21 protein-coding genes are annotated in these 21,038 nt (G+C 36.3%); 8 read left to right on the top strand and 13 right to left on the bottom strand.

Annotated features, from left to right (window positions below; all coding sequences use genetic code 11):
- Positions 1–25 precede the first annotated feature (25 nt).
- From cas1d to cas6, 4 genes are all read right to left on the bottom strand, one after another.
- Entirely contained in the window at positions 26–1,030 is a 1,005-nt protein-coding gene (gene cas1d, locus FJR09_RS22535; RefSeq protein WP_168652464.1) for a type I-D CRISPR-associated endonuclease Cas1d, read from the bottom strand.
- A gap of 90 nt (positions 1,031–1,120) precedes the next feature.
- Positions 1,121–1,774, bottom strand: coding sequence for a CRISPR-associated protein Cas4 (gene cas4, locus FJR09_RS22530; protein ID WP_015081716.1), 654 nt, complete (start codon positions 1,772–1,774; stop codon positions 1,121–1,123).
- 44 nt (positions 1,775–1,818) lie between these two features.
- Positions 1,819–2,187, bottom strand: coding sequence for a four helix bundle protein (locus tag FJR09_RS22525; RefSeq protein WP_168652137.1), 369 nt, complete (start codon positions 2,185–2,187; stop codon positions 1,819–1,821).
- A gap of 363 nt (positions 2,188–2,550) precedes the next feature.
- On the bottom strand, positions 2,551–3,369 hold the full coding sequence (gene cas6, locus FJR09_RS22520; protein WP_015081718.1) for a CRISPR-associated endoribonuclease Cas6: 819 nt from the start codon (positions 3,367–3,369) through the stop codon (positions 2,551–2,553).
- 104 nt (positions 3,370–3,473) lie between these two features.
- On the opposite strand from cas6, the gene FJR09_RS22515 reads away from it, so the two are divergent.
- Positions 3,474–3,893 (top strand): hypothetical protein, encoded by a 420-nt coding sequence (locus tag FJR09_RS22515; protein WP_168652138.1) that lies wholly within the window; start codon positions 3,474–3,476, stop codon positions 3,891–3,893.
- Here FJR09_RS22515 and cas5d read toward each other — a convergent pair whose 3' ends face one another.
- The 7 genes from cas5d to cas3 form a co-directional block, all read right to left on the bottom strand.
- Positions 3,894–4,601: a type I-D CRISPR-associated protein Cas5/Csc1 gene (cas5d, locus tag FJR09_RS22510; RefSeq protein ID WP_168652139.1), complete on the bottom strand. Its 708-nt coding sequence runs from the start codon at positions 4,599–4,601 to the stop codon at positions 3,894–3,896.
- Between the two features lie 5 nt (positions 4,602–4,606).
- Positions 4,607–5,650: a type I-D CRISPR-associated protein Cas7/Csc2 gene (gene cas7d / locus FJR09_RS22505; RefSeq protein ID WP_015081721.1), complete on the bottom strand. Its 1,044-nt coding sequence runs from the start codon at positions 5,648–5,650 to the stop codon at positions 4,607–4,609.
- A gap of 88 nt (positions 5,651–5,738) precedes the next feature.
- Positions 5,739–9,086: a type I-D CRISPR-associated protein Cas10d/Csc3 gene (gene cas10d, locus FJR09_RS22500; RefSeq protein ID WP_168652140.1), complete on the bottom strand. Its 3,348-nt coding sequence runs from the start codon at positions 9,084–9,086 to the stop codon at positions 5,739–5,741.
- Complete coding sequence (locus FJR09_RS22495; protein ID WP_235082158.1) at positions 9,079–9,495, bottom strand: DUF86 domain-containing protein; 417 nt, start codon at positions 9,493–9,495, stop codon at positions 9,079–9,081. The genes cas10d and FJR09_RS22495 overlap by 8 nt, the downstream gene beginning before the upstream one ends.
- 41 nt (positions 9,496–9,536) lie before the next feature.
- Positions 9,537–10,556 (bottom strand): YhcG family protein, encoded by a 1,020-nt coding sequence (locus FJR09_RS22490; RefSeq protein ID WP_168652463.1) that lies wholly within the window; start codon positions 10,554–10,556, stop codon positions 9,537–9,539.
- A gap of 164 nt (positions 10,557–10,720) precedes the next feature.
- The gene (locus tag FJR09_RS22485) at positions 10,721–10,918 is read right to left on the bottom strand and encodes a hypothetical protein (protein ID WP_041458712.1); all 198 of its coding nucleotides are present in this window, start codon (positions 10,916–10,918) and stop codon (positions 10,721–10,723) included.
- 442 nt (positions 10,919–11,360) lie between these two features.
- On the bottom strand, positions 11,361–13,538 hold the full coding sequence (gene cas3, locus FJR09_RS22480; protein ID WP_168652462.1) for a type I-D CRISPR-associated helicase Cas3': 2,178 nt from the start codon (positions 13,536–13,538) through the stop codon (positions 11,361–11,363).
- A gap of 153 nt (positions 13,539–13,691) precedes the next feature.
- On the opposite strand from cas3, the gene FJR09_RS22475 reads away from it, so the two are divergent.
- Positions 13,692–14,585 (top strand): YafY family protein, encoded by an 894-nt coding sequence (locus FJR09_RS22475; RefSeq protein ID WP_168652461.1) that lies wholly within the window; start codon positions 13,692–13,694, stop codon positions 14,583–14,585.
- A 179-nt stretch (positions 14,586–14,764) separates the two neighbouring features.
- On the opposite strand, the gene FJR09_RS22470 is transcribed toward FJR09_RS22475, so the two are convergent.
- A complete protein-coding gene (locus FJR09_RS22470; RefSeq protein WP_015081685.1) occupies positions 14,765–14,953 on the bottom strand; it encodes a hypothetical protein in 189 nt (62 codons plus the stop codon).
- Positions 14,954–15,134: 181 nt separating this feature from the next.
- On the opposite strand from FJR09_RS22470, the gene FJR09_RS22465 reads away from it, so the two are divergent.
- Both FJR09_RS22465 and FJR09_RS22460 read left to right on the top strand, forming a co-directional pair.
- Complete coding sequence (locus tag FJR09_RS22465) at positions 15,135–16,100, top strand: DUF4351 domain-containing protein (protein ID WP_168654190.1); 966 nt, start codon at positions 15,135–15,137, stop codon at positions 16,098–16,100.
- Positions 16,101–16,374: 274 nt separating this feature from the next.
- Positions 16,375–16,977, top strand: coding sequence for a hypothetical protein (locus FJR09_RS22460; RefSeq protein WP_168652459.1), 603 nt, complete (start codon positions 16,375–16,377; stop codon positions 16,975–16,977).
- Between the two features lie 215 nt (positions 16,978–17,192).
- Here FJR09_RS22460 and FJR09_RS22455 read toward each other — a convergent pair whose 3' ends face one another.
- The gene (locus FJR09_RS22455) at positions 17,193–18,155 is read right to left on the bottom strand and encodes a tyrosine-type recombinase/integrase (RefSeq protein ID WP_168652458.1); all 963 of its coding nucleotides are present in this window, start codon (positions 18,153–18,155) and stop codon (positions 17,193–17,195) included.
- Between the two features lie 407 nt (positions 18,156–18,562).
- On the opposite strand from FJR09_RS22455, the gene FJR09_RS22450 reads away from it, so the two are divergent.
- The 4 genes from FJR09_RS22450 to FJR09_RS22435 all read left to right on the top strand — a co-directional run bounded on the left by FJR09_RS22450 (position 18,563) and on the right by FJR09_RS22435 (position 21,018).
- The gene (locus FJR09_RS22450; protein WP_015081690.1) at positions 18,563–19,075 is read left to right on the top strand and encodes a hypothetical protein; all 513 of its coding nucleotides are present in this window, start codon (positions 18,563–18,565) and stop codon (positions 19,073–19,075) included.
- A gap of 158 nt (positions 19,076–19,233) precedes the next feature.
- Positions 19,234–19,734: a helix-turn-helix domain-containing protein gene (locus tag FJR09_RS22445; protein ID WP_015081691.1), complete on the top strand. Its 501-nt coding sequence runs from the start codon at positions 19,234–19,236 to the stop codon at positions 19,732–19,734.
- 165 nt (positions 19,735–19,899) lie between these two features.
- Positions 19,900–20,184, top strand: a complete 285-nt coding sequence (locus FJR09_RS22440) for a hypothetical protein (RefSeq protein WP_015081692.1) — start codon at positions 19,900–19,902, stop codon at positions 20,182–20,184.
- Between the two features lie 168 nt (positions 20,185–20,352).
- Entirely contained in the window at positions 20,353–21,018 is a 666-nt protein-coding gene (locus tag FJR09_RS22435) for a DNA-binding protein (protein WP_168652457.1), read from the top strand.
- The last annotated feature ends 20 nt before the right edge of the window (positions 21,019–21,038 follow it).

Here is a 21,038-nt window from a genome sequence, read left to right as displayed (position 1 = left end):
TATACCTTGTTGATGTAGAGAATTTTTATTTCAGTACCAAAGGGGGATATTTATCAGTTGTTCCCATTAAATACTTGGACAGTAATCTTGCTTGTAATTCAAAAGCTTCTCGATAAGTACATTTACGTCCCATTACTGGGTGTTTAAACTCCGATAGTTTTTTCTTTTCGTACAAAGTCAAAAAAGTTTTGCGTCCTTCTGGAATGAGAGAAACAGCACCGCTTAATGGTTCAGTCACAAAATCTGCTGGGGTTAATAATTGCTTATTCAAAATAGATAAAACTACCGCATCTACCACTAAAGGGCGAAACTCTTCCATTAAGTCTAAAGCTAAAGAAGGGCGATTATAGCGATCAAAATGTAGATATCCTAAATATGGATCAAAACTGACAATATTCACAGCACTTTGCACATCATGACGCAATAAAGAATAACCAAAACTTAACAATGAATTTACCGGATCTGTAGGTGGACGACGGACACGCTTAGTAAAAGAAAATTTAGAATTACGAATCAGACTATCAAAACAACCAAAATAAGCAGCACTACCAGAACCTTCTAAACCACGCAAAGAATTGATATTTTCAGTTGAACTAATTGCAGCAATTACCTGTTCAATGCGAGCAATATTTTTAGATAGATCAAGATCATTAAATTCACGCTGATAACGCATTAAAGTTTGACGGTAATTTTTTAATTTTCCTCTAACAAAGCCTTGAACAGCATGAATAGATTGGGGGGTTTCTCCTGCTGCTTGCCATTGTGCCTTGCGAATGAAAATATTACCAGTCATTTCTGGCTCTAACCGTCCTAAATAGTGACCAATTTTATTGATAAAAGATAGAGGAATATGACGAGTCATTAACTCATCTACAACAGCCGGCGAAATAGTTGCTCGTCCTAAAACAACTACACCTTCAAGATGAATAAATGGAATATCTTGAAGAATTTTCTTTTCAAATTTCACATTAATCCGTTCATCAACCTTACCAATAAAAGCATCATCTTGTGTGATGTAAAGAGTACCCATAATTAAATCCTCAAAATAGGTGACAGTAGACAGGTGACAGGTAACAGTAAAAAGAGTTTTAGAAAGGTTTTTGTATCAAGTATAAATTTCTCAATTTGCTTCTTGATAACGTCCAACTTTATCAGCAACTTGGGGCAAACATCGAGAATAAAGACTACAACCATCACAGCGTTTTGTTTTGACAGCTTTTGGCATAGCACCTGTAAACAGTAACGTTTGGATAGCTTCAATAGTAGCAATCGTACTACTTCGTAATTCTGGGGTAATTTCTACTAACTTCCGTTGATGAGTTTGAGCATAATAGATATAGCCAGTATTGATATTTTTTCCTGTCATTTCCTCCAAACACAAAGCTTGAGCGCAAACTTGTAATTCATCATTATCCCATTCTCCTTTACGTCCTCTTTTATATTCAATAGGGTAAAATTCGCCATTTTCAAACTCAATTAAGTCAGATTTACCGATAAGTTTATATTGATCTGATTTGAGATAAATCGCCCGTATTTGGTAAGTTTCCTCACGGTTTTGTTCTCCAACTGTGTGAACTCGTTCATGTAAACTTGTACCCTCAATAGTATATTGATTATCAATGAATTCACCTGCACAATGAATCAACCAACAACGATGAGGGCAATAGGAATATTGGTTTAAAGAAGCGATACTAACGTAATCATCATCAGAGGTGACAGGTGACAGGTGACAGGTGACAGTAGGAAGAGAGTTAGTTAGTTCGTTTTGAAACATAATTAATTAAAAGTGGTAAAAATTGATAGGGGGAAGAAAGTTATTTATGGTGTATTTAAGATTTTCAAACGAAGAGAAGTGAGCATTTTACTAATTTCTATAATCAGCGATAATGTAGGATTTGTTTGTTCTGAAGTTAGATAATTTAATCTAACAGCAAGCATTAAAAAAGTTTCTGTTTCCATTAATGAACCCTTAGCTATAGATAAAAAATGTGCAAAATCGTTTTTAGTTGTTCCTCGTGCATGACCTTCGGCAATATTAGCTGGAACAGATGCAGCAGCGCGAGTAATTTGTGAAGTAAGACGATAAATTTCTGTATTTGGAAATCTAGCAGCTAATTGATAGATATTCACTACCATATCCATTGATTTTTGCCACACAATTAAATCTCGATGTGATTCAATCTTCATAAATAACTCCTCTTCCCTTATTTACTTTTGCCTCTAACCTATTAACTCTCCCTCTTACCTTCTTTCCTCTTCCCTGTCACCTTATTACTATCACCTGTCACCTCTTCCCTGTCACCTTATTACTATCACCTGTCACCTGTTCCCTGTCACCTTACTACTATCACCTGTCACCTGTTCCCTGTCACCTGTCACCTGTTCCCTGTCACCTTATTACTGTCACCTGTTCCCTGTCACCTGTCACCTGTTCCCTGTCACCTGTTCCCTGTCACCTGTCACCTGTTCCCTGTCACCTGTCACCTGTTCCCTGTCACCTGTCACCTGTCACCTGTTCCCTGTCACCTGTCACCTGTCACCTCTTCCCTGTCAGCTTCTCCTCACCATTCCCATTCCCATAGTTGTTTTTCTACCAACACCAGCATATAAAGCAAAATCAGCTAAGGCGTTAATTTGCTTAATTGCCGTTGTTTCTACATTGCCAAGAATGCGATAACTAATTTCACCTAAACAACCAATAAATTTGTTGTCATAGTTGCTAATAACTTCAGTATTGATATTAAAAGCACTAGCATAAATTGATTCAAAAGAAATATTGGTTAATTCAATACCGCTATATTTATGCCACCGATTTAGTAGACTATTGAAAACAGACTCCCTTGTTGGTAAAACATTATCAAATTCACCTTGACGAAAAGCTACAGGTGTAGAAAAGATGAAATTAAGATTGCGTTCTTTCTCACTTGCTTGTTGATAAAGTTGATGATAATTACAAGCATTTGCCCAAGGTTGATTAGATTGGGGTGTACCTTGAATGCTGGTAATATATAAATTGGCTGAACCTAAGTGCCAAGGTTGTTTGGGGTTTATATTTAACCATAAAGGTGTGAGTTGACTAAATAAATTGTCATTTAATAAAGAAATACGCCACCAACAAGAAGTACCAGCAGGAATAGAGTTTTGATAGGCATATTGTAAGGTATAAGATTGGGTTTTATGTTTGTTTTCTACCTGCAATGGGGAGAGAGTAAAGGCTTTATCGGCGTTTGATTCGTGTAAATAGTCTCCTAATTTTCTATCAACAGAACTCACTAGGTTAAGAAATAAGGCGTGGTAATGTCTACCTGTGAGAAAATTGGGGTAAATTGGAGATTGGGGGACGATGTTAAGGATGAGACTATGGGGCATAATTTTTGCAGTGTGGCACAATTTGTAAATAGATAATGAAAACTAAGAAAGATTCAGACTATAGAACGTATAAAGTAATTAACATTGAATAAAGAGTAAGACAAATGACAGTTGATAATTATCTTGAAGCAACAGCACTTAGTAAAAAGTTAGAAACCAGTTTACCAATTAAAGTTAAGGTGGCAAAAGAATTATTGAAAATGCTGAAGACAAGAGGAGACATAATAAATCCAGAGAAAGAATTTGAAGTTGATTGGGTAGCTTATTCTGGGGATGAAGGTGGGATTATGTGCCGATTAGTCAGCAAGAACGATAATCCCGAAGATGAAGATAAAGCACTATATATAGTGTCTATTACCCATCTCAAAATAGATCCAGATCATCCTCATGCTGAAGAAATAGCAACTTATCAACGTGAGCGAAATCGCAAGTTAATGTTACAAAATCGTGGTAGTTTGATGACTGAATTAATGCCTTTACGCTCTCCTAAAACAAAGAAGAGCGGTAAAGGTTTTGGAAAATAATTAACTCCGAAAACGGTATTGCATTAACTTGGGAAGTTTTACATTTTTGATATCATCAAAATAGTAATATTCCCCTTGTATTTGCACATTTTGAATCAGACTTACTGGTGGCATATTTACCACATCATAGCTAATAACTTGATTAGTAAACATGACATCCAAAGGATTTAAAGGATGAGTGCAGGTAAATAAATCAGTTTTGATTTTTGGTTGTGGTAATTTCTCAACCGTAATTTCTGCTTTACTCATCCATTTACCTAAACGAATCCATTTAGGTAATTTGATCTCTTTTTGAGAAATTAGAAAGAACTCAAATTGACTTTCTGGTGCAATTTCCTTTGCTCTACCAAAACTGGGAATATTCTTTTGGGTTTTTTCCATTTCTACATGGTAGTTATTATTTGCATATTTCCATGTATTGAGAATAGATGAATGCCTCAGAGATCGAGCCGGAGTTATATAGATTCCTTGTTCATTTAAAGGAGTTAAATGTGCTTCATATTTTGGTACTTGTTCGGGGCAGAAATAGCGATAGGAATCTTCTTCAGCAACGGTAGTTGAGTAGATTTGACTATCAACTAAACCAAGGGCATAACAGAGGGCGTAGTTATGAATTATTGCCTCTGTTTCGTATAGTCTGCCGATTTCACGGGTGGCAAAATAGAGGCTGTCATGTAGTTCTAATTGACAACGGTAGATAAACACCATTTTTGTTACTCCGCTTTAGCATTTTTACCTGCTTTTGGCTTTGCGGTTTTTGCTTCTTCAGATTTACCTTTAATATGCTTTTTAGCATAAGCCTTAGCTTCATCATTAGCTTGTTGTAAAAGTGATTTAATTCCTGCTTCGTTATTTGTGAGGTTTTTAACTTCATTGACTAGAGGTATAAAAGCATCACCAATTAAATCTGTATGCACAATAAATTCATCATTCATTAAATTCTCAATTGCACTTTTAGCCGATGTAATTACATCATCTTCATCTAAAGGATCTGGGGATTTGAGGGTATTATTAGCCTTCATTTGATCGTATATGGCTTGAGTCCACCGCAGGTTACTGGTAATTTCTCCATCAGCAAAAATCACACCGACTAATTCATTCCTAACGCGACCTGTGCGGGTTGTTTGTGCGCCATAATGACGAGTTCTGAGAATGTTATTAAAAACATAAAGAAAACTAGCTTCTGTGGGGTCTTTCAGTGTTACAATACTAGGAAAGAAAACTTGTGGTCTAATGTGATCTTGTTGATTAATTCTGCTAGTAACTTCACCAGCTTTAGAACCACTTTCTCCTTTAGAAGCCATTGTACCATTTTCAAAAGGAGCATTCAGAGTAAAGGTTTCATGAGATTCATCAAAAGCTGTAATTGAAAATGCCGTATCTACCACTACTTTTGATTTTTCTGAACCAGAATCACCAATAGCAAAACCGTAAATTATACAATCAGGATTATCCATTGCAAAAGATACGTTATATTCACATTCTTCTGCTGTCATGAATTCATATTTACGGAGTAATTCTCTACCTACTAATCTTTCTGGTGTTGACTGTTTACGTTTGAACATTGAAAGACGGCTAATGGTATTTTTATCTTTGACTCCAGCCCTTACCCGTGCTTTATTAAGTTCGCTATCTGTTTGAAATAAAGGATAAGATTCAGTAATGCGAACGGTGAGAAAGTGGGCATATTTTCCCATTGGTTTATAGGGAATTTCTGATTGAAATAATTTAGCGTCAACGGTTTTTAAAAGTGCCATGTTTTTCTCCAAAATGAAGTGCGGAATGTGGGTTGATAAAATTGTTGGTAATTGTTCGTTGGGGTAGGGGTTTAGCAATGCTAAACCCCTACGATTCATTGTCAGTATTTGCAGAGTTTTGAGAGTTTTCCTTATCATCTTCTAAACGGTAAAGAAATTCACAGGTATCTCGAATTAGATTCAATTGACGGCCTGCTAACCGGGCGCGATCGCTCTTAAAACACCCCTCAAAAACATCCTCTACAAAATACCTTGCAAACTCTAAAACAGCTTGTCTTTCTTCCTCCCTTTTACTCATAATCCAACGTCCTTCAGCAGTAGAAGAATGTACCCGATCCATGAGTTTAAAAACCTCTGCCGCTACAGTTGAAGTTAAAACTTCTCCACCAAACATACATAAATCTGCTTTGAGAATAATATCCGCAGCAATATCAATGGGTTTTAAAACAGCATTAGCTTTAGGATTAAACCTTTTATTAGCTCGATAAAAACGGCGATAAAGTTCCGTTAAATTTTTAGGATGATTCAAAGTTGATTTCTCTTCCACAATTAATTTCTCCTGAGTAGAATCAAATTTTGCATAAGGGTCAAAACAAGGGTAAAAATGATAGGTGTAAAGTTTGATTTTCTCAATTCTTGCTGTCTCAAGTTTTTGATTACGCACCCATTTATTCAGATAAGAAAAGACATGAAGAGGACTGGTTTCAAAATCCTTGGATAATTCTGTAAATTTACCCCAATTAGCATCATAGCCAGTCTTACCTTGCTTTGCATTAACATCTAAATGGATAGCGTAAGCAGCAGTTAGAACATTTAAAGGTGCAGGATATTCAATACCGGACTCTTCCCAACCTTCAAGAATATAATCAAGTCTGAATCTATCTCTTTTTACCAAAGTTCTAAAAGCATGAGGCGCACTATCCAGAAATACCGTTTCTTCAAATTCTGCACCATCATTAAATGGGGGAATAGGAGACTCAGAAACCACAGTTTTCACATCTAAAATCATCGGAAAAGCGAACGCTAACCAACTCGGCATTACCCAAGATTCTGTATCAGTGCTATCCCTTCCAGGAGGTAAAGCCATGAAATAAAAAGTTAAAGGTTGATCTTCTGGATAAGAAAGTTTAAAAGTGCGATCTTTTTCACTATCTAAATTCTCATCAATTAAGAAACTATCCACACATTGATAATTTTCTTTGGTTAAATCAACCTGTAAATCTTTACTAATGAAATGATTACGGATGCTAGTATCAAAACGAGTTTGAGCAATGTTCATGTAAGCTTTTTGTAAAAACTTATTAGTTTCTGGGGTAAAGTAATAAGTTGGATAAAAATAGAGATAGCGATATTTCCCATCTTCAAATCTTTTTCCTACAGCTTGAGTTTGATTCATGAGAATTTGTCTCAGCATCATTTCTACACCCGCAATACTAGAAATATTGCGTTTAGCGTTAGAACCTCCTAACATTTGTTTATTTGTATAAACTTGAGGTGTAAATAAAACTGCTGATTCCATCTGTTCAGTGACAGTATAAGCTGAATGAGAAATTGAGCAAATTAATTGTTTACCTCTCCCTGATTTTTTCGCAGCATTATAATTAGTCAACTCATTGATAAAATTATCAATTTCCGTGGTGACAGATGTTAGTTTATTGGTATGAGGTAACATGACAACTCTTGATACCCACAACCTTAAATCATCCCAACCATCAGGTAATTGATACTGTGCCAGAATTGGGGAAATTAAATCTGTTAAGTAATAAATTACCTGTTGACAATTTTCGCGGACATCTTCAATACCTGGGTGTTTTTCTAAATATTTAGCCGCTAGATAATACCATTCATAAGGTACACCTCCTGTATTACCTTTGAGTTTTTGTTCTTTCAAACTTTCATTAATGCGTTGAATTTCTCGAACCTGCGGTAAATATTCTGTTAAATTCCAAAATTCCGCGACTTTGTGAGTTAAATCAAAATTTGGAACTTCTGGTAATTTTTTATCTTTCTTCCTTTCAGTTTCAATTTTATTAACTATTTCATCCCAAATTTTGCGAGTAATTAAATCACCAAATTCGGCAATTTGATCAATACGGATACTATCATCAAACTTAAAATCATAATCAGGAGATAAAACATTCTGTTTTTGGAACTTCACTAAATTCTCACTACGACTTTTAGCAACAGAAGGTTTATTAGTATTGAGAATGCGTAAAGTCGCATCTAAAGCAACTTGCATTAAACCTGGAGATTCAAAAAACAGGTTGTAATATTCAGCATATTTCATTCCTTTTCCATCTCTACCAAATCCCGTTTGTCTGAGTTTTAATTGACCAGAACAAAGGGATTTAATCTTATTAACTACCATATCTGGTAATATTTCTAGTGAGATAGGAGGAGCATCACGCAACGCTAGATAAATTACCCCTGTTGGTAGATATAACAAAGGTTGATAATATGTATTTTCAGCAGTATTTAAGTTAGTGTGAGCTTCAATTACTGCATTATTAACAACGTTGGTTAAAACGCCTCTATTTTCGGCAATGTGATGATAGGTAAATTTCAATTTACCATCACTGAGACTGTGGAGAATTTCATTAAGTCTCGTATTTTCTGCATCTTGGGGATGTTTGATAATTGAAGCGAGAGAATCAGCTAAACAGGTTAAATCACATAAACTGCGAATAGTTCGGTCTTTAAGAACAGGATTTAACCCAAATTCTGAAAAGTTCCAGTTAGTATCCCAGCGTCGTTGTGCATTATAAGCCATACACAACAAATCATCAATATATTCTTGATAAAGTTCGGGATTATCTGGATTGATAAATTTATCAAGTCCTAATTGTTTGACTTTTTCATCAATAATTTTGCGATGTTCATCTAAAGGTAACTTGCGACATTCTTCAGGTGCATCTGGGAATTTTTCAAAATCATGTAAAATAAAGCCAGCAATTACTAAACGTCGTTCTTTATCTTTGACTACTCTTTTAACTGTGGTATCCAGTTGTTCTAATCTTTGCTCAATTAAATTTGCTGGAAATAAGCCATTAAGTAAGTGTGTATTTAAAGATTGGTCAGCAGCATTATCACGTCTAACTTTTGTTTTACCTTCTGCTTCTCGTTTTTCGTCTATTTCATCAAAGAATTTACCACCTTTAGCAGTGACACCAATAGCTATTTTTAGCAAATTGGGTAATACATATTCGCTAAAATCTGCCATGACTTGATCATGAGGATTTTGCGATTGTATTGCTTCTTTTAATAACTTGAGTGTGAGTAATTGTCCTTTGGTTTCAATAGTTCTATCACTATCACTATCAAAACCAAAATCACTTGATGAGAAAACATCATCTGAGATTTCATCATTTGAATAGATTTCCGTTTCTAAAAGTGATAATTGTTGATGTTCATTTGCATCTTTACTTTTTTTAGGCATTGTGTTCTTCCAATGAAATTAAATAGGAGTTTATTTGTCTGACGTAAAGGGGATATTGCTTTAAAGCAAAATTAATTGCTTTAAAAACTTGATTTGGATCTATATCATCATATTGATAAATTAGGTGTTTTATGAATTCTGTTGATGATGCTAAATTTTGGGCTAATTCTGGTGTAATTGCTTGATATTTAGCAACTTCAATAAAAGATTCAAAATTAGTAGTAGAATTTCCATGATTTAATCTTGACAAAATATGGTGATTAATATCTATTGCGGTTTGAGTTATTAAATGTAAGAGTCTTTCTGCCAGAAGTTGTTGAGAATAATCAGCTAAAAAATTATCAAGGCTTAGAGAACGAAAATTTTCTAATGTCTTGTAATATTTTGTGATTAAGTTTGTTTTAGTCACAATTAGATAATTAATTTTCATGTTTTTATCCCAAATAGTGTTTATTCAAAGCCTTCTAGTAATTTAGCAATCTGTTCAGGATCAGGAAGTTGATTTTTTAGTTCTTGAGGTAATTGAGAAACTATCTGATAAGTGGCTACACCAATGGGTTTATTAGAATCTTTGAGTGCATATTCCACAATAGTTCTCTGTTTAGATTTACAAAGAATAATGCCAATAGAAGGATTTTCATCTGGTAACTTTACCGTGTTATCTAAAACAGATAGATAAAATTGCATTTTGCCAACATATTCAGGTAAAAATTTACCAATTTTTAATTCTATTGCCACCAAACACTTTAAACGGCGATGATATAATAGAATATCTATAAAATATTCTTCATCATCAACTTCTAAGCGATATTGACTACCAATAAAAGCAAATAAACCACCCATTTCTTGTAAGAATGGTTCAACTCTTGTCAAAATTGCTTGTTCTAGCTGTCTTTCGCTGTGTTCATCTGCTAATTCCAGAAAATCAAAAGTATATTCATCTTTAACAGCTAGTTTTAATTGGTTACGTATCTCTGTTGGAACTGTTTTATTAAAGTTAGTTTGATTGAGCAGAGTTTTTTGATATGTTTGATTTTCAATTTGGTGAATTAAAACATTTTTTGTCCAACCAAATTTACGAGTCATCTTAATATAAAATTCTCGTTCTAAATCATCTTTACATTTTTCTAAAATGACTATATTGTGAGTCCATCCAATTTCTGCCACCAATGGTGGCAGAATTTTCTGAGAGTGGTAAGTTAGGTAAAAATCTCGCATTCTCCAAATATTGCGAGTAGAAAAACCACTAATACCTGGAAACTCTGCTTGTAAGTCTTTTGCTAACTGTTCTACGACTGATTTACCCCAATTAACATTCTGTTGTCGGGTAACAATCATCTTGCCAATATCCCAGTAAAGGTTAATCATTTCTCGATTAACTGCTTTGAGAGCATCGTATTGGGCTGCACGAATTCGTTGTTGTACTTCCATAAGTAGATGTCTGTAATTATCAGAAATTGAATTATTCATGATGGAAATATTTCAACGATGTGATTCTTTCTAGTAATGTTTATGGTTTAGTTATTTAGTATTTATTTTGGTGCGTTACGCTATGGCTAACGCACCCTACTAGCTAGTTGAAATTAAGGAGTTTGGTAAACCAAGAAGTTTATATTTCCAAACTCTTTAACACATTACGCAGCTAATTCCATCAACTCTAAATGAGTCAAGTAGATTGTCTGCGGAAATAAATTTAGTTCAAGTTGCTTATAGAGACTTGGTTGTGGTTGTTGAATTTCTTCTACCAATTCCAGTACATCCTCAGTTACAGTAGATTGTTCTGAGGTATAAGCTTGCAAGTCAAAGAGTTCCATCTGTTGATGGTTGTCCATATAACTCTCCAATTAAATTGTTTACTTGGAGGCTTCTGACTAGAAATAAGAAAACACTGCGGGTCAGAGGAATAAAATATTGTCCAACCAGTCTCCGTTCCTGCACTCAAGCGTTGAAGCCACACTAGCTGATGATAGCATAGTTTTTTGGAGAACAGTATCAGAAGACCATTTAAATTTCTTGCATCTGATTTTATTCCCTGAGAAATTAATGTACAATCTGAATTGAAAGATTTTATGGGCAATGAGTAACCCCTATTAGGGATTGAAACTTCCGCTACTGTTCTCAAGCGTTTATGCCTTACTGCCCATATCAGCAAGCTGGAGAATAAATCAACAAAAGCTTGCTTGACTCTATAACCCCTATTAGGGATTGAAACTGTATTTACTATTGAATGTTTCCCTGTTAAATTTCCTAAAATTGACGGTAGAAGCGAAAACCTCAAGCAATCCATATCTCATCTCCTTTGCTTTTGAAAGTATAAGCAAGCGTATCCAGTAGCAGCGCAGATTGACCAAAAGCTATAGAATAGGGCTGAGTTGCTTCATGAATACTGTACTGATCACTGATGGGATAAAGTTGAAAGTGCATAGGTAGCCTTAACCGCATCCGCACTTCAGCAACTGGACGACGAATTACATAACAAACTAACCCCTCTTTTTTCAGCTTTTTATCAATTTGACCTATCCAAGCATTATCCGGTTGCCATACTCCCACCCCTGTTAAAACCTGTACTTTCCAAGCGTCAGCTATGGGTTGCAAGTCTCCAAAATAGGTAAATTTCCAGTTCAACCGTTCCTCACGGTAGGAACGTAACTTGATAAATGCGAGACAATGAGCAAATCTACCTTTAGCTATGGGTTGTCCGGTTCGTTGGGCAGTTTCTTTTAATGTCCGTATGAATCCTGCTTCCGTCCACATTTCTATTTCTAAGTTGCTTAAAATTCCCGGTAAATCATAAGTTTTAAATCTTTCTGCTTCGTTAATTTCTGTCAAATCATATAAACCACATTGCAAAGGACTAGAACCACGAAAACTCGCTGCATCTTCAGCAATGGGATTTCCTGATTTACCTGAAATTTCTTTCCAGTTTTTAGCCCATCCTGTAATATGTCCAGCTTGTGATTTTAAACTTGTATTAAATATTTGTTCACAGGCTGTTTGGAACTTTTCTCGACTTTTAGCATACTGTTGTTTAATAGTGCGATCGCTCAATTTACAACATAACCAAAATGACTGCACAGCACCCCATCGGCGATAATAACCATGAAAATCATTGATTTTACGATATTGCTCTTTTATAGTTTGTTGCAAAAATGGACGATCATAAATATTATCAGTTTCTAATGGTGGTGAATCTGTTTGAAATAAACGCTCAACTAAAAAATTAGGAACTAAAGCATAAGCTATGAAATTATCAAACTTAATTTCTTGACCATTTTTCTCATATCCATCATGTCTTCCTAATCTTCCCAATCGTTGAATAAAGTTACCAGAATCTGATGATTCAAAAATCAGGAAGTTAATTTTAAAATCAACTCCCACATCTATTGTACTTGTACCCAGAACCAAATCAGCCACAAAACTTAACTCTTTTTCTCCTTTACTTGATAAACCTGTATTTTCTCCCACTATTAAATTATCAGATTTTAAAAGTTCCTGAAAAAACGGAGTTAGTCGCTTAACTGCTGCAATTGAATTGAGAATAATCGCACCTTTACTACCTGGGTATTGCTGAAATTGAGATATAATTAAATTACTATTTTCTTTTAGCCAAGTTTCAGAAGCTTTAAAACTCGGTTCTAAAGGCATAAAATTGAGTGCAATTCCTCGCGTTACCTGTCGCCATTCTTTGGACTTAAGTTGCACTTCTTGTTCTGGATCATCAGGAAATTGATATTTATTTTCTTCTAAAGGATTAATTTCTTGACAACGAAATCCGGCTACTTCTAATCTGCTGATTAAATCTCTATCGGGTGTAGCTGAAAGAAAGAGAAACTTTTTCCGGCGGTTTGTACAATGAATCAACAGCATGGTGTTAATTACGCTGGCAATTTGGGGAGCAGCAAAAACATGAAATTCATCAAAAATAAATAAATCAAAGTTTTTATTAACTCGCCCCCAAAGTTTATCAGGACTATCATCATGGCTTAGATATGCTCCATGATGTAAGTAGTGGAAAATATCAGGATTGGTTAAAAGTATTTCAGATTGTACTACACGAGTTAAAAGTGCAGCACCTTTTTTTAATTCTTCGTTTTCCGCATAAATTTCTAAATCAGCCCCATTCAATCTAACTACACGAGGTTGATTTCCTGGTTTAAATATATCAATATATCCTTTAATTTGTGCTTCTTGATCACGTGCTAATTCATTAGTTGGGTAAAGTCCAATCGCGGAAAATTCACCTTGAAGAACTTCTAAATAAGCAGCTAAACTTTTACCATCTCCCGTCATAGCAGTGTTGAAAACTACATCAATATTTGGATCGCGCAAGGCTTTTAAAGTTTCTAATTGATGCCAAGATAAACACCAACCATCTGGTAATTTAACCCCATCAGGTGTGGGGACGGTTTGAGAATAAACAGGTTTGAGATGAATACTGTAATTTTCTGACATACCCTTAATAACTTATTTCAATTTCTGCAATCATTAGTTGCAATTTCTAAGTGAAAATTAAAAACTGTCCGTAACTCGTTGTTAAAATCTATAATGACACTCAAAATAGAAGTTGACAAGATAAAGTAAGTATAAAGTACACGGACACTTATAATGAGTCGAAAAGGTCAGTCTATCACTTTGTCGGTATCAGAACGTGACAAAGCCGAACTAGAAGCGATTCCTACGGAGCGCTTCGCTATCGCTCTCGAATTCGGGATGATGTGGGGAGAAGATCCCAATATCTCCAAACTTATCAAAGCGATCGCTCAACATGAGTTAATCATTGGCAAAAATCATGACTGGCAGGAATCACGTATCCGCGCCTTACACCGTTGCATAGGTGCATTAACAGACATCGGACAAGTGGAACAAGCGCAGATTATCGCTAATTTGCTACTCGAACGCAGTGAATTGTCCATACCAATGCGAAAAGAAATTGAAGGGGTTTTAAATAATTCACTCCCATCTTGGCGGTTACAAATTGACCACTATATCTTGCGTCAACAACCGTTTCAACTTTCTTATCAAGATGCAACAGAAAGAATATTAAATTATACGGTTCACTATGCTAAGATTAGCCCCCATGAAAAACGCCTCTATCTTGATTGCTGGTGTGAGGAAACATTAAATAATCATGACATAGAAGAACTACAGCATAACTGGTGCTTTCGTTTAGACAGAATTAACGAAGCTGCTATTACGGAAATTGCTGGTAAATGGCGGTCGCAGTTAGATCAAATAGATGTAGAAATGCACCTACTAAACAACTTAGCTTTTGCCTATCAAACTAAACCAGAGGATAAAAGAGTTGAATGGATACCAGAAAAATCAAAGGTGAAGCGAGTGATTAGAGGAATATCTAATACGTTCTGGTTTATCCGGGAAATCATGCAGTATTCCTCTGATTGTATTGTAGTTTCACCGGAGGATGTGCGATCGCGCATTAAAGGAAAACTCATCAATCTATGTCAAAATCATGACTTGACTGCATCACTCACCAGTTAATATCATTACAGGTAATAGCTCAAAATTTAGAAATACCTTAGACCACAGCGAAAACCTATGTTAAATTAGCTCGTCGGATGATCAAGGACACCCATTCAAATGTTTGAAATGACGATGCCTTCAACTAATAAAGCGATTCCAGGGCGAGCGCTTCGCTATCGCCTTCCATCCCTTCAGAATCAACTATCCAGATCAATCCATTCCCGCCCCGCTTTTTCTGCGGCTTCTGGGGTGTAGTAAAGCTTGCGTTCACCAAACACCTCACCACCAGCAGTAATTAACCGGAACTGCCAACAATGGGCTTCTGTGTAAAATACCAACAAGGTAACATTATTAATAATGGTAACTGAATCAATTTTCGTAAACATTGCCGTTTTAGGATCTAAATCAATTAAAACTTCTCCGTATTTAAAAATAGGTTTTTACTTTATGTAAAACATAGAGTATTGATAAAAAAGTAACTATTTTAGGCTAGAATATTAGGTAGATATCAACAAATCAAAAGTAGAGAAACCGAAGTTGTAATAACAATTATTAGTATAGCATTTTATGAACAAAAATGAAATCACCGCGAATTACGATGAATCCTTGAAAGAAGCCTTAACCGAATATTTTGATAGTTTCTTATCCTTCTTCTTTCCTGTAGCTTATAAAGCAATTGATTGGACAAAACCACCGGAATCACTTGATAAAGAACTACAACAAATTACAGCGTCGTCAGCAACTGAAAAACGGATTGCCGATAAACTGTACAAAGTTTGGTTATTGGATAAAACACAAGTATGGATTTTAATTCATATTGAAATTCAGAGTCAATATGATGTTGACTTCCAGGAACGGATGTACATTTATAATTACCGAGCCTTTGACCTTTATCATAAATTTGTGGTGGGTTTGGCGATTTTAGGAGACACAAGTTCCACTTGGCGACCTAACAGTTATCATCAAGCAATGTTAGATTGTGAATTAAGTCTGAAGTTTCCCATTGCTAAACTGCTAGACTATGAATCCCGTTGGCAGGAATTAGAATCGAGTGACAATCCCTTTGCTATCATAGTAATGGCACATTTAAAAACCAAAGCCACCACGGGGAATTTATCAGAACGGGAACAATGGAAATGGACATTAATTAGGGGACTTTACGAGCGAGGCTTAACAAAAGAACAAATTGTTAAACTCTTTAAAATCATTGATAAAATGATGTCATTACCCAAAGAATTGCAACGAGGATTAGTAGCTAAAATTAAACATTTAGAGGAGGAAAATCAAATGCCTTTCATTAGTCCAACAGAAGAATTAGCAATGGAACGAGGGGTAGAAAGGGGAATAGAGCAGGGAGAACAACAACTGATTTTCCGACAACTAAATCGGCGATTTGGTGAAATTGAATCATCATTCATTGAGACAATTCGGACATTAACAATTGACCAATTAGAATTACTCGGTGAAGCACTCTTGGATTTCTCCTCTATCACTGATTTAGAACAATGGTTGGAAAATAAACCAGAGTCTTAGAAATAACAACCCCACGTTTCATTAACTGTGGGGTCAGAAAACTGTTTTACCTGCTGATGATTTGGGTATTCGTTCTGCGATTCGTAATGTCTACGCTTTAACTGAACTACCTAACAAAAAACCATAGAACAACTTGCTCAACAATGGCAACCTTACCGCACCATCGCTTGTTGGTATCTTTGGCAGAGTTTGAACAATTCTTAGGGGAAATTTATTAGTGGGGAATTGGGTGGGTGATCGCTCATGTAAAATTGATATCAAACCTGATATCCCCATGAATAACAAGACCCCACCCAGCGAGATGATTCGCGTACCAACTGTACTAATTCCTGTAGTCCGCCATCTAGCCAAAATCCACCGCGATGGTCATACAACGGAGTTATTGCAAGGATTACAGGAATTGATAGCCCAGTTCGATAGCAGTGTAAAACTAGAAACAACCAGCGAATTACAGCAGGTGGAGGAGAAGCTGGGGGAACTGAAAACGCACCTTTGCCAACAAGATCAACAGGTGGCTACTAAATTGGAAGTCTTTGGTAAACAGTTAGAAAAAATTGAAAAAGCAATAGTTTCTGCTAGATATAGCGGTGGTAACTCCAGACAAAGGTATTCAGGGTATCCATATCAGTATCAACAGCAACCAGTAGAAATCAAATCTTTTGCCCCTGAGAACTTAGCGCAACGGTTGGGGGTAACACAGCAGAGCTTAACTACAGAATGGGAAACCAAGAGTGAGCAGGAATTTATCAGTTGGTCTAGGAATCGTGACCCGATGAGTTTAGGCTGGAAATTTCAGGTTAGTGATGGGTTGTTTTATCCGCAATACTATTGCCAAAATAAGAGCCTTGATAATTTTTGGCAAAAACGGCAAAAATAATCATATATAAGCGTTTCGATGAAAAGGTAGTTTAGAATCTAAAACCCTTATCCTACCGTCAATACATTTAAAAAATCCTTGTCGGAAACCTTTAAGGAATTTTTAGGGGTGATTGTTTTTGCCAAGCAAGAGCGAGGAACGGGAGTTCATGGTTAAAGCATTATCATCTCACCCTCGTAATTTGACTAAGGTATTGATCCGGTCAAACAGTAGAATTAACGACGTTTGGGAACAGTAATTGCCTGTACAGCCCGTTGTTGAACTTCCTCACCCCGACGGTCATATCTAGAAGTGAGTTCAGGTGAAGCATGACCGGCTAATTTTTGGACAGTAACAATATCAGTGGAATCTAACAACTCAGAAATAAAAGTCCTGCGAAAATCATGGGCAGAAAAGTTTGTTACCCCAGCTTCTACACCCCGTTTTTCTAAAATGAATAATACCGCTTGAGGTGTCAGTTGTCGTAAAGTCACCGCCCCGGATTTATTAATGTGACAGATTAAAGCCCCTGGTTCTCTTCCTCTAATTTCTAACCAATCTTCGATAATTGGCAACACCCCATCTGGTAAATAAACAGTTCTATCTTTGCCACCCTTACCACTGCGGACTTTAACACTGCCAGAATGGAAGTCACTCAACATTAAATTTACCGATTCCCCCCGGCGCAATCCTGCACCCCGCAAAATTGCTATCAACGCCGCATCTCTATAACCAATGGGAGTAGGGTCATCAAAACAAGTTTGCATCAGGGCATTAATTTCAGCTTCAGATAAAAAACGCCCCTTGAGTTCCTTAGACAGCTTAATATTAGCGATGTCTACAGCCCTAGCAAAATCTCTAGCATCCATTAATTCAAGTCGTAATGCTTCTTTCAAGACTCTCCTTAATGCACTCAGCATTTTATTAGCTGTGGCTGGTGCATATCTTTCCATCAGTATACACCGTAATAAAGCTGTATGTTTATAACGCAGTTCAGCCCAATTTAATGTGAGCGCATCACATTCATTGCTGGTGAGGATACGAGCGATAGCATCCAATGCCTGTTTCATAGCCGAACGAGAACCGGCGGACAAATTGGAGAGATAGACAGCAGCAGGGTGTTGAGTTAAGGGTGTGGGTGCAGTCAAAGCTAGGGAATTAACAGCACCTATTTCACCAATTTCTGGGGATTCATTCATTTACTTATCCGAATAAAACTTCTTACTACCTATATTCTCACAACTAATTTAACAATTTTGTCAGGTTTTTCCTAGCCTACAGGTTTCTTCTTGTGAAAATGTGCCAGTGTTTTCCAAATTTTCTTTTCCTCTAAGAAAATTTAGTAGTGGTTTTCCCATAAATTAACCGAGTCTAGCGTTGCTGTTATCAGGGGCAAAATAGGCTGAAAGTATTACCAATAAAGGTTTTCAGTTACCACCCTGCCAAACCGGGAGAATCGTACGAATCGGCTGAAACCTAGACACAGCAATAGTTTCCAGACCATGTTGCAGGTTTTTACAAGGATCTCGGTTTACTACCTAATAGCTAGTAATCATACTTATGAGCGATAATATGAATGATTAAAACCAGTATTTAGGAGGTTACGATGTTTATCTTCAATAGAAAAATTATTGCTAATACCGCGACAGCATCTTTGATAGCAATGATTGGCGTTCTTTTAACTAATGCAGCAGCCAAAGCTCAAGAAACAACTAAGATAGAGTGCGTTAAAGAATATATTAAAATAGGTGTGTCACCTGATGCTGCACTAGGAGAGTGTAACAAAAACAACTTAGGCGATTGTGTGAAAAAATTAACTGCTTCAAAAGTGGTTATTACGGGAGTATCAGAATCTCAAGGACGTTACTTAGTTGATATTGGTGATCAGGAATCAAGATGGTTAGAAGGTAAAAAATGGCAAGAAAAAGGATGTCTTGCCAATACACAAGGGCAATATAAAAGACAAAGTGATAATATTAAAACCTTTTGGGGTACTCAACGCTCCTATGAATGGTTCAGACAAGGTTTTTGCTCAACACCAACGATTCAGCTAGAGCAAAATTACACAATTGGTGAAGCGAAAACACTTTGTGAATTAGGTATTAAACCAAAAGACTGATATCTAATTGCTTACTCCAGTTCCTACCAGTGGACTTGGTAAAACTGGTTTTATTCACATAAATTTCCCTCAAGAAAATTTAACGATTCTCAAACCCCGACAGTTAAACCGCGACAATGATATAATAGATGTCGTGGTTTAAATCCGACCAGGGCATCATGAACAAAAAAGAAGCCGCAGCATATTTGGGCTGTAGCGAAAGAGCCATAGAAAGATACGTACAAAGCGGTAAAATATCTTGTAGCTATGAAAAAGGTAAAACCCGCACTGTAGCAGTATTTACGCAATCAGAACTAGATAAAATTAAATATCAATCGGAGTCCGTAACACCAGCTTATGAAACAATACCAGAACCACGACAAACCGCGACATTAGACGAGAATGAGCTGACAATATACCATGATGAACCTGTCGGGGTTGTCGAGGTTGGCGATATTTCCAAACTATCGGCAATGGTGGAATTGCTTCTAGTTGGCCAACAACTAAAGGCCAGCGACAAACTGGTACTAACTGTTGATGAGTGCCATCAACTAACGGGATTCCCAAGGGAAATGCTTAAAGAAGCGATCGCTAATGGTCAATTACCAGCTAAGAAAATTGGTAGATCATGGCGGGTAAAAAGAAGCTGCTTAGATGCTTATATAGATGACGTATTATGATCCTATATCAATGATGTTAGTTATACCCCGACAAACCACGACAATAGCAAAGTAAAAGCTGGCGATATTCGATGACTACAGCAGACGAAGCCATCATCAAGCTGTCGGGGTTGTCGTAATTATTGTGAGAGAATCAATAAATTAGTGAAAAGTTAAGGAAATATTATGGATAGGATGTTAAAAGTTTGTAGTCAATGTCAGCATGAACACTACTTTGAGGACTTTTGCCCTAGCAATTGTGACAACTGCAATTCTCCGTTAGTTGGTAATGCTTACCCAGTTAAATTATTAGATCAAGTTACTCAAGCAATAGAGATTATTAGCAATCGGCTTGATTATAATTTTGATGAAGCATTAAATTATCTTTTTAAAGTATTGGCAGCACCTCAAGTTAGTGAAAACTTATTAAACGATCCAAGTATTTGGGAAATCTTGCAACCTCCAAAATAGTACACTAATTATAATTTTCATTGATTCTAATTGATGTATAAAAATTTCCCGTACAATCAATGGCGGCGTGTACAGCGTCGCTTTTTTTATATAATTTTATTGTACAATCACTGATACACAAATTAACACTTGTATAGTAAAATAGTACAAATTATTCTTTACAAAACTATGACTAGTACACCTTTAGAGCCAAGTTTGAAGGATAAAGTCTTTGAAATTTGTGAAAACTTACATAGTAAAAATAAAAAAATAAACAGAGATATTGTACGAGAGCAATTAGGCGGCGGAAGTTTTACAGATATTAGTCCTCTGGTTGCGGAATGGAAAGAGCTTAAAAAATTGGAATCCGTACAATCTGATAGCCTAGGTGGCGTAGTCATCGAGAATGAAAGTACAGAAATAAGTCCCAAAATTTGTACAGAACCAAGTACAAAATCTGATGGCTTAGATGATGCAAACAATCTTGTGTTGAGTCAAGAATCAGAAATTACCGATGCAGCACAAGAGTTAAACGCTACATCATTAAATCCGGCTTTTATCCCTGATAGTGATATCAATAGTATGGTTCGGGCTGGCGCTGAAAAAGCCGCAGGAACGTTAATTGCTCAGGAAGCGATAGCGAAGCGCTCCGTAGGAATCGCCACTCATTTTTACCAAAATCCAGATCAACTGCCATCAGATTTAAAAGCGCAATTGGAGGGTGCGAGGGGAAATTTTACGCAATCACGCAGCAATACCAACAAAGCCGCGTACAATCCCCAGAACCTGATCAATTTAGCAATGCAGAAAATCCAGGAAACCCAAAGAAAAGACGGACTAGAACTAATTGGTTGAAATTAGTTGTCAGTGGCTTT

This window comes from Dolichospermum sp. UHCC 0406, assembly GCF_009712025.1.
GTDB lineage: Bacteria > Cyanobacteriota > Cyanobacteriia > Cyanobacteriales > Nostocaceae > Dolichospermum > Dolichospermum lemmermannii.
Note: the sequence above shows the minus strand (reverse complement) of the source record. Positions and strands in the feature narration are given on the sequence as shown.

Excerpts from the sequence above, each read along its gene's own strand:
- cas1d (WP_168652464.1), bottom strand. The coding sequence starts at position 1,030 with ATGGGTACTCTTTACATCACACAAGATGATGCTTTTATTGGTAAGGTT.
- cas4 (WP_015081716.1), bottom strand. The coding sequence starts at position 1,774 with ATGTTTCAAAACGAACTAACTAACTCTCTTCCTACTGTCACCTGTCAC.
- FJR09_RS22525 (WP_168652137.1), bottom strand. The coding sequence starts at position 2,187 with ATGAAGATTGAATCACATCGAGATTTAATTGTGTGGCAAAAATCAATG.
- cas6 (WP_015081718.1), bottom strand. The coding sequence starts at position 3,369 with ATGCCCCATAGTCTCATCCTTAACATCGTCCCCCAATCTCCAATTTAC.
- FJR09_RS22515 (WP_168652138.1), top strand. The coding sequence starts at position 3,474 with ATGACAGTTGATAATTATCTTGAAGCAACAGCACTTAGTAAAAAGTTA.
- cas5d (WP_168652139.1), bottom strand. The coding sequence starts at position 4,601 with ATGGTGTTTATCTACCGTTGTCAATTAGAACTACATGACAGCCTCTAT.
- cas7d (WP_015081721.1), bottom strand. The coding sequence starts at position 5,650 with ATGGCACTTTTAAAAACCGTTGACGCTAAATTATTTCAATCAGAAATT.
- cas10d (WP_168652140.1), bottom strand. The coding sequence starts at position 9,086 with ATGCCTAAAAAAAGTAAAGATGCAAATGAACATCAACAATTATCACTT.
- FJR09_RS22490 (WP_168652463.1), bottom strand. The coding sequence starts at position 10,556 with ATGAATAATTCAATTTCTGATAATTACAGACATCTACTTATGGAAGTA.
- FJR09_RS22485 (WP_041458712.1), bottom strand. The coding sequence starts at position 10,918 with ATGGACAACCATCAACAGATGGAACTCTTTGACTTGCAAGCTTATACC.
- cas3 (WP_168652462.1), bottom strand. The coding sequence starts at position 13,538 with ATGTCAGAAAATTACAGTATTCATCTCAAACCTGTTTATTCTCAAACC.
- FJR09_RS22475 (WP_168652461.1), top strand. The coding sequence starts at position 13,692 with ATGAGTCGAAAAGGTCAGTCTATCACTTTGTCGGTATCAGAACGTGAC.
- FJR09_RS22470 (WP_015081685.1), bottom strand. The coding sequence starts at position 14,953 with ATGTTTACGAAAATTGATTCAGTTACCATTATTAATAATGTTACCTTG.
- FJR09_RS22465 (WP_168654190.1), top strand. The coding sequence starts at position 15,135 with ATGAACAAAAATGAAATCACCGCGAATTACGATGAATCCTTGAAAGAA.
- FJR09_RS22460 (WP_168652459.1), top strand. The coding sequence starts at position 16,375 with ATGAATAACAAGACCCCACCCAGCGAGATGATTCGCGTACCAACTGTA.
- FJR09_RS22455 (WP_168652458.1), bottom strand. The coding sequence starts at position 18,155 with ATGAATGAATCCCCAGAAATTGGTGAAATAGGTGCTGTTAATTCCCTA.
- FJR09_RS22450 (WP_015081690.1), top strand. The coding sequence starts at position 18,563 with ATGTTTATCTTCAATAGAAAAATTATTGCTAATACCGCGACAGCATCT.
- FJR09_RS22445 (WP_015081691.1), top strand. The coding sequence starts at position 19,234 with ATGAACAAAAAAGAAGCCGCAGCATATTTGGGCTGTAGCGAAAGAGCC.
- FJR09_RS22440 (WP_015081692.1), top strand. The coding sequence starts at position 19,900 with ATGGATAGGATGTTAAAAGTTTGTAGTCAATGTCAGCATGAACACTAC.
- FJR09_RS22435 (WP_168652457.1), top strand. The coding sequence starts at position 20,353 with ATGACTAGTACACCTTTAGAGCCAAGTTTGAAGGATAAAGTCTTTGAA.